This is a genomic window from Bacillus sp. HNG, assembly GCF_003400205.1.
Lineage (GTDB): Bacteria > Bacillota > Bacilli > Bacillales > Bacillaceae_L > Ferdinandcohnia.
The window spans coordinates 68939-81171 of the sequence record NZ_QUQV01000009.1 but is presented as its reverse complement, the minus strand read 5'-3'; the positions used below and the strand labels follow the sequence as shown (position 1 = coordinate 81171).

General features: G+C 39.4%; 13 protein-coding genes. All 13 read right to left on the bottom strand.

The window, feature by feature from the left end:
- Positions 1-386: 386 nt before the first annotated feature.
- The 13 genes from DZB84_RS16505 to uvrA all read right to left on the bottom strand — a co-directional run bounded on the left by DZB84_RS16505 (position 387) and on the right by uvrA (position 12232).
- Positions 387-911, bottom strand: a complete 525-nt coding sequence (locus DZB84_RS16505; RefSeq protein WP_116353373.1) for an acyltransferase — start codon at positions 909-911, stop codon at positions 387-389.
- Positions 912-918: 7 nt separating this feature from the next.
- Positions 919-1566 carry a pyrophosphatase PpaX gene (ppaX, locus tag DZB84_RS16500; protein WP_116353372.1) on the bottom strand — a complete coding sequence of 216 codons (648 nt, stop codon included), beginning with the start codon at positions 1564-1566 and terminating at the stop codon, positions 919-921.
- A complete protein-coding gene (locus DZB84_RS16495) occupies positions 1556-2491 on the bottom strand; it encodes a nucleoside recognition domain-containing protein (RefSeq protein ID WP_116353466.1) in 936 nt (311 codons plus the stop codon). The genes ppaX and DZB84_RS16495 overlap by 11 nt, the downstream gene beginning before the upstream one ends.
- Positions 2492-2524: 33 nt before the next feature.
- Positions 2525-3340, bottom strand: a complete 816-nt coding sequence (gene lgt, locus DZB84_RS16490) for a prolipoprotein diacylglyceryl transferase (RefSeq protein ID WP_116353371.1) — start codon at positions 3338-3340, stop codon at positions 2525-2527.
- Between the two features lie 28 nt (positions 3341-3368).
- A complete protein-coding gene (hprK, locus tag DZB84_RS16485) occupies positions 3369-4304 on the bottom strand; it encodes an HPr(Ser) kinase/phosphatase (RefSeq protein ID WP_116353370.1) in 936 nt (311 codons plus the stop codon).
- A 271-nt stretch (positions 4305-4575) separates the two neighbouring features.
- Positions 4576-5100, bottom strand: a complete 525-nt coding sequence (locus DZB84_RS16480; protein WP_116353369.1) for a GNAT family N-acetyltransferase — start codon at positions 5098-5100, stop codon at positions 4576-4578.
- 80 nt (positions 5101-5180) lie between these two features.
- Positions 5181-5546 carry a phage holin family protein gene (locus tag DZB84_RS16475; protein ID WP_223254487.1) on the bottom strand — a complete coding sequence of 122 codons (366 nt, stop codon included), beginning with the start codon at positions 5544-5546 and terminating at the stop codon, positions 5181-5183.
- Entirely contained in the window at positions 5547-5744 is a 198-nt protein-coding gene (locus DZB84_RS16470; protein WP_116353367.1) for a PspC domain-containing protein, read from the bottom strand.
- A gap of 166 nt (positions 5745-5910) precedes the next feature.
- Positions 5911-7005, bottom strand: coding sequence for a DUF4097 family beta strand repeat-containing protein (locus DZB84_RS16465; protein WP_116353366.1), 1095 nt, complete (start codon positions 7003-7005; stop codon positions 5911-5913).
- Between the two features lie 204 nt (positions 7006-7209).
- Positions 7210-7524 carry a magnetosome magnetite crystal formation protein family gene (locus DZB84_RS16460; protein WP_116353365.1) on the bottom strand — a complete coding sequence of 105 codons (315 nt, stop codon included), beginning with the start codon at positions 7522-7524 and terminating at the stop codon, positions 7210-7212.
- Positions 7525-7726: 202 nt separating this feature from the next.
- The gene (locus tag DZB84_RS16455; protein WP_189655278.1) at positions 7727-8110 is read right to left on the bottom strand and encodes a hypothetical protein; all 384 of its coding nucleotides are present in this window, start codon (positions 8108-8110) and stop codon (positions 7727-7729) included.
- 587 nt (positions 8111-8697) lie between these two features.
- Complete coding sequence (locus DZB84_RS16450; RefSeq protein ID WP_116353364.1) at positions 8698-9204, bottom strand: hypothetical protein; 507 nt, start codon at positions 9202-9204, stop codon at positions 8698-8700.
- Between the two features lie 160 nt (positions 9205-9364).
- Positions 9365-12232, bottom strand: coding sequence for an excinuclease ABC subunit UvrA (gene uvrA, locus DZB84_RS16445; RefSeq protein ID WP_116353363.1), 2868 nt, complete (start codon positions 12230-12232; stop codon positions 9365-9367).
- Between the last annotated feature and the right edge of the window lies 1 nt (position 12233).

Here is a 12233-nt window from a genome sequence, read left to right as displayed (position 1 = left end):
TTTCGTCACCACCAAAGTTTGTATTTAATTATGTTTCCATATATTTCACTAAATTATTTTTACTTTAGTTCGCTAACATACTACCAAGATAAAGTATATATTACACCTATCCCTACCAAACGTCAACGAAAAAGTCAGAATTTAGTTGATTCGGTTTTTGGGGTTGTTGTGGATTGTGGATAAAGCGGACCTGTGGATATTGTGGGTATTGTTGATAACTTCCAAGGAGGTTTCTGTATTGTGTGAATATTGTTGATAAGTAGGTTAGGAATTTGTAAGCAAGAGAGGAAGAAAGGAGACAGATGTTGGAAAAAGAGAGTCGCGGAAAGGGGAGTGAGGAATGAGACTAGGTATGGGTGAAACAAAAAAAAGGAACCAAACCATTATCAATGGTCTGATTCCCCTTGTTCACGCTGTTCCCGTTGTTCTTTTGTATATATCACCTGCATCGGATTTCCCCCGACAAAGCTTCCGGCTGGAACGTCCCTATGGACTAAAGTGCCAGCCGACACAATTGCCCCGTCTCCAATTTCCACGCCAGGTAAAATTGTTGTATTAGCACCAATCATAACTTCACTACCAATTTTAACGTCTCCAAGTCTATATTCCTTGATCAAATATTCATGCGCTAAAATCGTTGTATTAAAGCCAATGACCGTATTGCTTCCGACACTGATTTTTTCCGGGAACATAGTATCTGGCACTACCATGAGTGCAAATGCTGTTTTTTCGCCAACCTTCATTTTTAAAAAGGTGCGATATAACCAATTTTTCACGCCTAAAAACGGTGTGTATCGTGCTATCTGAATGATAATAAAGTTTTTGACAACCTTCCAAAAAGATACGGTTTTATAGATTTGCCAAAGCGAATTGGGACCTGAAACATTATAACGCGTGGTTCGTCGTTTCACTATTTTTTCATCCTTTTACCGAAACAATATCCAACAGATCACTCATATTCTCAAGCATAAAATCAGGTTTGTATTCTAATAAGAAGTCTTTTCCTTTATGAGACCAAGCGACTCCAGCAGTCTTTGTTCCTGCATTTTGACCAGCTACGATGTCCTGATAATTGTCACCAATCATGATTGCTTCTTCAGGTGTTGAACCCAACAGTTTTAATGCCAGCAGTACTGGTTCTGGGTCTGGTTTTGGATTTTTAACATCATCCAATGTCACCACTACATCAAAGAATTGATCGAGTTTTGTTAGTTTTAATCCCATATTCACTGTATTTCTTATCTTTGTCGTAACGACACCAATTTTATAACCTTGTTCCTTCAAGGTTTTGATGGTGTCGAACACTCCAGGAAACTCAGTTACCAGTTCATCATGCTTTTCATGATTGAATTTACGATATTCCGCAATCATTTCTTCTGCCCGATCCGGATCCACTGAAGAAAATGATTCATGCAAGGTTGGACCATTGAACGGCAGGATCTCCTCCCGGGTAAATTGACGGTCCGGAAAGTATGTTTCAAAAGTGTGTAAAAAAGATTGTAAAATCAGTTCGTTTGTATCAATTAACGTTCCATCTAAATCAAATAAAAGTGTTTTAATTGCCATAAATAATTTCCTTTCTATTATTCTGCTCGACACGTTTCCAGATAAAAGCGACGACCATTGTTAAAATCGTTGCTGTGATGAGACGGATTAACAACAACGGTAAAACCGGAATTCCGAGTGGGACAAAGATAAGCGTATCCTCAACGACTGCGTGGCAGGACACTAGGAAAATAAACGCCAATGTTAAATCCTTCTTATCTACATTATCCTCTTTTACCGCCTGAATCATTACACCCGCTCCGAAAGCTAAGCCGAACAAAATCCCTGATGCCAAGGTTGTTGATGTATTTTCCTTCATCCCCAGTGCTTTTGTGACTGGTTTCATCCAACTGGAGAACACATCTAACCATTTTAATTCTTTCAATATTTGAATCACAACCATAAGTGGAATGACAATGATGGCTAATTGCAGAATCCCAAAAGATGCTTTTTCAATCCCATTTAAAAGGATACTGCCCCAGCCTGAAATTTGTTCTTCTGTACCTGACACAAGTCCATATTTTGCTAGCTCACTACCGCCATTCCAAACTAGATTGATAACAAAGGCAGAGATAAACGCAAGACCAAGTCTAACCAGTACAATGATCCAAATTTTCATTCCAACTTTTGCAGCAACAGTGGATTCGATAATCATATTATGTGAGAATGATAGCATGACCGCTAAAATAAACACTTCTTTCACGGTCAAATCCAATGTTAAAATCGCTCCAATTCCCGCATAAAGGTTTAAAAAGTTTCCTAATACAAGTGGAATTGCCGCATCACCTGATAAACCAAACCAGCCCATTATAGGTGCAATCCACGTAATCACCCAATCTAGCACTGGCGTATGCTGAAGCAATGTAACGAGAAGGGTAACAGGAAAAATTACTTTCCCCAATGTCCAAGTAGTTTTTAGTCCTACTATGAAGCCTCTCTTGATCATGTCTAGCAAGTTTTCCCTCTCCCTTTTAATGAATTAGTTCTCTAAATAACGTTCGTTTGAATGCCCTTTTTTTCTGCGATAAATAAGTACGACTAAAGCTCCTATAATGGACACAACTGAAACCAACTGAGCTACTCGAATATCCCCTAGCATTAAGCTGTCTGTACGCAGCCCTTCGACGAAAAGACGACCAATAGAATACCAGATCACATATGTGAGGAACATTTCCCCGCGTCTTAAATTGACTTTTCGAAGCATAAGCAATATAACAAATCCAACTAAACTCCAAATAGACTCATATAAAAAGGTTGGGTGATAGTACACGCCTTCTATATACATTTGGTCCATAATAAAGTCAGGCAATACGTTATAAAAGGTTTGGATGTTTGCTTCTGCAATCGGTCCACCATGTGCTTCTTGGTTCATAAAGTTTCCCCAACGACCAATCGCTTGACCCAAAATAATACTTGGTGCGGCAATGTCAGCAATTTTCCAGAATGACAATCCTTTTACTTTTGCAAACACAATCGCTGTCACAACGGAACCGATCAAGGCACCGTGAATCGCAATTCCCCCTTCCCAAATCGCAATGATTTTAGAAGGATTTTGTGAGTAATAATCCCATTTAAAAATAACATAGTAGATTCTTGCACAGATTATGGCAATTGGAACTGCAAACAGCATAAGGTCCATAAATGTATCCTTATGCATGCCTCTGCGTTCTGATTCCTTGATGGCAAGATACAGGGCAAGCATGGTTCCCAGCCCGATAATAAGTCCATACCATTGAATCCGTAGTGCGCCCAGTTCTAAAAATGTCGGGTCTAATGGTTGTATATTTCGATCCACTTTCTCCACTCCCTTTTTTCAACTTTTGTTACATGTCGTCATGTTCCCCATATTCAATCGCACTTGAGAGCCGATTTGTAAAATCCTCTGCTGCGTTTAAGCCCATTCGTTTTAGACGGTAATTCATTGCTGCCACCTCGATAATAACTGCAAGGTTTCGCCCTGGTCGAACTGGGATTGTGTATTTTGTTAATTCAGTATCAATGATTTTCATTTTTTCTTCTTCAAGCCCAAGTCGATCATATTGTTTCGTTTGATCCCAGAGCTCAAGGTTGACGACTAACGTAATTCGTTTGAAATTACGGATGGCTCCTGCACCAAATAGGGTCATCACGTTGATAATTCCTAGACCACGGATTTCAAGGAGATGCTCGATTAATTCCGGTGCGCTTCCAATAAGCGTATCATCATCTTCCTGACGAATTTCTACACAGTCATCCGCAACAAGACGGTGCCCTCGTTTCACGAGCTCCAAGGCTGTTTCACTTTTACCAACACCACTTTTACCGATGATTAGAACCCCAACCCCGTATATGTCCACGAGAACACCATGTACTGCAGTTGTTGGTGCAAGCTTGCTTTCCAAGAAGTTCGTAATTCTACTCGATAGTCTTGTCGTTTTTATAGAAGACTTAATCACCGGAACAGATTCACGCTCAGAAGCCTCAATTAACTCTGGAGGCACTTCCATATCGCGAGAAATTATAATCGCAGGCGTAATGTCTGTACAAAGCTTCTCCATTCGGTACATTTTCTCATCATGTGATAATTTATCAAAAAAGGTAAGCTCCGTTTTTCCTAAAAGCTGAATCCTCTCCGCTGGATAATAATCAAAAAATCCAGCAAGCTCGATACCTGGTCTTGATATATCACTTGTGGTGATTGGACGATTGATCCCCTCTTCCCCACTTACCAATTCTAACTTAAATTTCTCAATTAAATCCTTTGTACTAACTTTTGGCACATCCGTACCTCCTCGATTGTGATTCGTGTAGATTTATGTTTGATTTGATTTCTGCATCTTTTAAATAGCCCTGGTAATTCTTATGCTTAGGGCTTGTTTACTAGCAAAGTTAAACTCATTCTCCATTTTAGCATTTTTCTGTGTAACGCCAAAACTTTTCTGATTAAAATTGGTGAAGAATGTTTGGAAGTGGTTTGGGGTGAGATGGTTAGGAACATATTCTTGATAAACGTTATAAAGACATTCCAGCATGGAATGTCTTTGAGCGACTTTATTTTAACAACGAGTAAACATTCGTATCGTGCGGGACACCGTTTTGGTACATATAGTTTCTTAAGACTCCCTCTTTCTCAAAACCGAGTTTTTTTAATAAATCGTTGGATGCTTCATTTTCAAGAAACACAACTGCCCCAATACGTGTTAATCCAAGTTCGTTAAAACCATATCTTATCACTTCTGAAGCAGCCTCGGATATATATCCCTTTCGCCAGTATTGGGGATGAAGTTCATAGCCTATCTCTGCTCGCTTATGTTTAGGAGACCAGGCATTAAACCCAATGGTGCCGATAAGCCCCTCTCTTTCCTTTAATTCAATTCCCCATCTAATCCCACGCTTTTCTATATAACTTTTTTCAAAGAATTCAACAAACTGTTCTGCTTGTTTTAATTCGGTTATAGGGTCCTGTCCGTAATAGCGTGTTACATCATGGTTTGAAAAGCAGTCAAAAATCCCTTGAGCATCACTATGTACAATTTCTCTTATTCTAAGTCTTTCGGTTTCTAGTTTTGGAAACATGGCTAGGCTCCTTAACATTTTTTACTATTAATTCAATAAAAAACAGCGTTATTCCTTCTGGACAACGCTGTTTTGAGAAATTATTTCTTTTTCTCCTGAAGCGGTTCTACGATTACCTTTTGAATCAGTAGGTTTAGAATAGAAATGATGACTGCTGCTAGTACCGCCGTTCCAAAGCCTTCGATGACGAAGGAGTCTCCCATTATGGACTGTGTCAACATTAAGGTAATAGCATTGATCACGAATAAAAATAAACCTAATGATAGAACCGTGACAGGTAAGGTTAAAAGTATGAGAATAGGTTTGACGATTACATTTAAAATCGACAGGATGATGCTTGCCGTGATTGCTGCGCCGACACCCTCTAAGTGAAAGGTATCGACGTAGCCTGCGACAACCATGAGTACGATGCTGTTGACAATTATGCTAGCAAGCCATTTCATTATCTATAAGACATCTCCTTCATTCGGTACAATAAAAATCCAAACGAGATAAATGAGACCAAGAGATCCCACACCTAATATAAACCCAACTACCGCAAGAATACGTAATAGGGACGCATCGATTCCCGTGTAATCAGCTAGACCTCCGAGCACTCCTCCTAGCATTCTATTTCGGGTAGAGCGGTATAATTTCTTTTTCATATTTAACACCTCAAAGTGGTTTTATCCCGCATTAACTGGCAGTAAGACCCCGACTGCAGTTCATAGGGACAACCAATAATTTTTTTAGGGATCAAACTGCCAGTAAAAGCCCGATTGGTTCAACTAACATTCAGTGGGTGGATGAAGTCCCCCACTGAATGAAGTTTCACTTTATAGTTATCGAGCCTGTTTTCGTTTCGGCAAATAGATGTAGCTTTTGCGCTTTTTCTTCATTCGCCTTAAAGCGAAGTGACTTCTGAACAACTTCGTTTTTCTCTTCAATAATCGACATCATCGGAAGCTCTGACTTAAAATTCCCAAGGTTTGATTTTAATTCTCCATCAACCTGGTATTCATTTGCAATAAACATATCAATGCCACCCGTTGTCGTTTTTACAAATGCGGTGTGGCAGACATCACCTTGAAGATCACACGTAATATTTCCGTTAAAGCTTTGGAGGTCTATTTTTTCAAAAAGACCTGTTGCTGTTACTGTACCATTAATCGTTTCAGCTTCAAAGTCCTTGCTAGTGATTTGATCCGCTTTAATGTGACCATTTGCAGTTTCTACTTCTACTGAATCGGTGTCGAAGTTTGTGATAGTAATGGCGCCATTTGCTGTCTTTGCACGGAATTCCTTTACTCGTAAATTTTCCCCTGTAATCGGTCCGTTAAACATGCGAGCCTTTATACTTTCATAGTTTTCCTGTGGAACATAGATTTTCGCATGAACCTTCATTTGCTTTTTCTGAATCGATAAACGAAGCGCACCATTTTCAATTGAGAAAAGGACATCCTCTAAAAATGCTTTTCGCGCTCTTTCCTGGTTTTCAATGTTGTATACTTTTGCTTCACATTCAACCCGAACATCCCGCTCTTCCCATGGAATAATCGTGATACTTCCGTTTGAAACATCTAGGTCAAGCTTCGTAATGTATACGTCCTTATGCTGAAAAATATGTTTCACGTCTACTGCGGTACCAAAATTAAAGTCGAGGTCAAGGTCCTTGATTTTTTTCAGTGCAGTGTCGATAAAGTCCATAAATTTGTGTTTTGCTGAACCTTTATTTTCATACGTGTTCTGGTGTTGATTTTGGGATTGCTCGAACTGAACCTGAGTTGAAAGCTCCGTCTTGATTTCTTGTGCTGGGTCCCCGGTTTCTTCAGCCGTATGAAGTTTTTCAATAAGAATGATTGCTTCCTCTGCTGTAAGTTTTCCTTCCTCGACAAGCTTTAAAATACGTTTTTGTTCCTCTTTCATCAGTAAATTCCTCCTATCAAATGCGCCTTGGCGTATTTGCGCCCGATTTTTTTTCGAGCAAGCTCGAAAAATTTCATTTTAAAAATCGAGGCATCCGCCGGAGGCTTTAACTTTATTCAGTCGAGGTTTGAACCCCAACTGAAATGAGATACGCTTTTTGCACTAATCCAAATTAATAAAGTAGTGGACTTCCGCTGAATAAAGTTAAAATTCATCGTGAGCTAATACTTGAATTCCCTTTACGATGTTCCAAATCACGATTCCAATGTTAATGATGGCTAACAGAATGAAAATCAGCACCATGGCTGCTGCAAATGCCTCCACTGACCACATAAAGAAAAATGGTATAATGACAAAAACGACTGTAGCTGCTGGAATAATATGTGAAATCAACGCATGGAGGGCATGCTTTTTAACCTCTGGATTTTGAACTAGAATATAAACTACGATTGGTAAAATAAATCCTGCAAAAAAAATACTAAAGTAACACAACGCTGCAATTAATTTATCCGTATTCACTCAACATCTCCCCTTCATACCTCTATATACGAAACCTACACATCAATGGTTTCAACATTTTACAAAAATACGCCTCGAGGCTTAGGGACCATAGGGACGGTTCTCGTGGCTCCTTTGGTTATTCTTCTTAATAGAGTGATCAGGGGTAAAAGGAGAAACATCCCCACTTTTTCAAAAAAATCCAGAGGTCACCCTACTGGATTCATTGCTTTGGCTTGCTTTCTAACAAGCCTTTAAAGTTTTCACGATAGTGCCAAGTTAAAATGGCTTCAAAAATGGTTATCACAATAGCTAATAATAGCAACTCTGAATCTACAAAAATATGAAACGCTAATATATTGACGATTAATCCTCCTAAAACAACTAAGGCCAATGGTACATACCTACGAATGATCAGTAAGATGCCGGCAATAATTTCGACACCCTTTTCCAATGCCAATAAATAGCCGTCTCCCAAGAATTCCATAGCAGCTGGACTAGTTGGAGCAAACGGTTCAAATCCAAATAAGACAACATAGCCATTTAATCCAGCTCCTAAAAAGATGAGTCCTAACAAAACCTCAATAACCCTGATCGTCATTTTCATTTTTGAGCTCCTTTTGGGACCAGAGGGACGGTTCCTGTGATCCATGGATTAATTTTGTCAATTTTCTGTACTTTAGAGCCGAGAGAACCGTCCCCGTGGCCCCTTGGTACTCCTTTCTTCTCCTTGGCCATCTTATACTTTTGATATTACTTTGCGGCTTATGCCGGTGAGTCTTGCTATTTGTCTAGTTGATAGTCCCTCTGATTTTAGGTTTTAGATATGTATTTCTCGTGTGGTTGGATTTGTTATCTTTTGAAGGTCTAAGCAGTGGTCTACATTGCAGATATTCCTGATGATTTCAGTCGCTTTATTGTCTGTGAGTTTTTGTTTGTCGTTGATTTCGAGGTAATTTTCTTGAGATTCTTGCATATGAAACGTCTTAAAATGGGTTAACGCTATATTTTTATCTGTATGAAGCAAATTCAAAATAAAGTCCTTTTCTGTTATTCTAGATGGGAGAGGAATTCTCTAAAAATAAAAACCGAGGCTCTTATACTCCAGTCTGGATTGAACTTAATAGACTTGCTTCCCTCAACGTAAGACCAAAGGAAATCGTATTAACGGTAAAATCCTTGTTCGAGTAATAATTAATTACGTAGTTTCCTCATTTCCCTCGCTAAAATGGAGTGGCGAAATCCTTTCTGTCGGATAAATTCTTTTATTTCCTCCACACTCATATAGGAAAGGCGTATATGATAATAATTGATATATTCAATCATGGCAAAACCATATAAGAAAAGGTACCAAAATAGCCCTTTTGAAAACGTAGCTTGATAGACAAGTACAGGTATTCCAATTACTAGTAATACAAGATTACTGATTTTGAAAATACGAAAAAGTGCCAGTTGTTTGTTTGTCAGAGACGACTGTTTCCCCTTTTTGAGTCGTTTCCACTTTACATACCAATAATAACTTCCTTGGAACAAAATAAACTCTAAAATGCAGAAAGCAAATATATGTGGAAAAGTAGTTAAATACTCGATAGACCATTCAAATGTTGGAATATAGAACAACCATAGGATTGGGAATAAAATGGCCGCAGCCAATTCTCCTGTCCAAAGTCTATAAAGCTTTTTCTGTGCCATATCTCGCATGGGTATCACCTATCCGTTCATTCTCTTAACAGGATACCATAGTTTTACAGTTAGGAGAGAAATATGCATTTAAAAAAATCCCAACTTGCTATGAAGCAAATCGGGATTTTCCTATTAAGAGAGCCACAAGAACCGTCCCTTTGGCTCCTGCCTCTGGTTCCTACACGGTTTCTTTTTCTTTAATGAGTTCTCTCATTCGCTCTCGGTCACGTTCTAGGACCGGTTTTAGGTAGTGGCCGGTGTGGGAGGCTTCGATTTTTGCGATTTCTTCTGGTGTGCCTGTTCCCACGATGGTACCACCTTTGTCTCCTCCTTCAGGTCCAAGGTCAATGATATAATCTGCTGTTTTGATCACATCAATATTATGTTCGATCACAAGGACTGTATCGCCACTTTCCACAAGTCTCTGCAATACTTTTAAGAGTCTTGAGATGTCATCGACATGTAGTCCAGTTGTAGGCTCATCTAAAATATAGAAAGTTTTTCCGTTTGAGCGGCGATGTAATTCAGAAGCGAGCTTCACACGTTGTGCTTCTCCACCAGATAAAGTTGTAGCTGGTTGTCCCAATTTAACATATCCTAACCCTACATCAAACAGCGTTTGTATTTTCCGCTTAATTTTAGGAAGGTTTTCGAAGAATGAAACTGCCTCTTCAACCGTCATATCTAATATATCTGAGATATTCTTGTCCTTATATTTAACTTCCAATGTTTCACGGTTATAGCGTTTCCCATGACAAACCTCACATGGAACGTAAACGTCTGGAAGGAAGTGCATTTCAATTTTGATAATTCCATCTCCACGGCAAGCTTCACAGCGTCCACCTTTCACATTAAAGCTAAAGCGACCTTTTTTGTAGCCTCTGACTTTCGCTTCATTTGTATTTGCAAACAAATCACGAATATCGTCAAATACCCCAGTGTAGGTGGCCGGGTTTGAACGTGGTGTTCGTCCAATTGGAGATTGGTCGATATCAATTACCTTCTCTAAATGTTCAAGTCCCTTTATGGTTTTGTGCTCACCTGGCTTACTTTTAGCACGATTTAGCTTTTGAGCAAGAGATTTATGAAGAATCTCGTTTACTAATGTACTTTTACCTGAACCAGATACTCCTGTAACGGCTACGAACATACCAAGAGGAAACTTCACTGTTACGTTCTTTAAATTGTTCTCCTTCGCTCCAACAACTTCGATAAAGCGACCATCCGGTTTTCTTCTTTCAATCGGAAGTGGTATGAACTTTTTACCTGATAAGTATTGACCTGTTAAGGATTTCGGATCCTCCATCACTTCTTTCGGAGTTCCTGCTGATATAATTTCTCCACCATGGGTACCAGCCCCTGGGCCAATATCAATTAGGTAATCTGCCGCAAGCATGGTATCCTCATCATGCTCTACCACAATTAGCGTGTTTCCAATATCCCTCATTGCTTTTAACGTATCAATGAGTCGATCATTGTCTCGTTGGTGTAGACCAATTGAGGGCTCGTCTAGAATATAGAGAACACCTGTTAACCGTGAACCAATTTGGGTAGCAAGACGAATTCGCTGTGCTTCTCCACCTGACAACGTCCCTGCTGCGCGACTTAACGTCAAATAATCAAGTCCTACATTGACTAGGAACCCAAGTCGTTCCTTGATTTCTCGAAAAATAAGGTTGGCAATTTGCTTATCCTTTTCAGAAAGCTCAACATTAGAGAAAAACTCTAAAGACTCATTAATAGAAAAATCAGTAACATGTGAAATATGCTTTCCAGATATTTGAACAGCAAGGCTTTCCTTTTTCAAACGATGACCTTTACAGGAAGGGCAAGCCTTTTCACCCATGTATTTTTCCATTTGCTCACGAATATAATCAGAGCTTGTTTCTTTGTAACGTCTTTCTACATTTCGAAGAACGCCTTCAAACTGAATATAATTTTCACGAACCTGGCCCCAATCATTTTCATAATGGAAAAAGATTTCCTCGCCATCACTTCCATATAAAACCTTATCCATTAAATGCTTCGGTATATCCTTAACTGGCATATCCATGTCGATACCATAATGGTTACAAACTGCTTCAAGCAATTGCGGATAATATTGTGAACTTGTTGGCTCCCACGGGGCTATTGCATGCTTTCGAAGTGATAAATCCCAGTTTGGAATAACGAGAGCAGGATCGACTTCAAGCTTACTTCCTAAACCATCACAATCAGGGCAGGCCCCGAAAGGACTATTGAAAGAGAACATTCTTGGCTCAAGCTCACCAATTGAAAAACCACAAATAGGGCAGGAATGGAGTTCACTAAACAAAAGCTCTTCTTCCCCCATTACATCAATGATGACCCTTCCTTCACCAAGACGAAGTGCTGCTTCAACTGAGTCAGCTAGTCTCGATGTTACACCCTCTTTTATCACAATACGGTCAACAACAACCTCGATTGAATGCTTTTTGTTTTTTTCAAGCTCGATATCATCAGAAAGCTCAAGCATCTCTCCATCGACGCGAACTCTCACATAGCCTTGTTTTTTAATATCTTCTAAGACCTTGACGTGAGCACCCTTACGACCTGATACAACAGGAGCAAGGACTTGGAGCCTTGTTCGTTCAGGGTACTCTAAAATCCGATCAACCATTTGCTCAATGGTTTGAGAGGTAATTTCGATACCATGATTGGGACAAATTGGTTTACCAACACGCGCATATAATAAACGCAAATAATCATAAATCTCCGTAACCGTTCCAACGGTTGACCTTGGGTTACGGCTTGTTGTCTTTTGGTCAATTGAAATCGCAGGGGAAAGACCTTCGATTGAATCGACATCTGGTTTATCCATTTGTCCTAAGAATTGACGTGCGTAAGCTGAAAGGGACTCGACATATCGTCGTTGCCCTTCTGCATAAATAGTGTCAAACGCAAGGGAAGACTTACCTGAACCAGATAAACCAGTAACGACAACCAATTTATCTCTTGGAATCGTAATGTCTATATTTTTTAGATTATTCGCCCTTGCGCCTTTCACAACGATTTTATCTAATGCCATG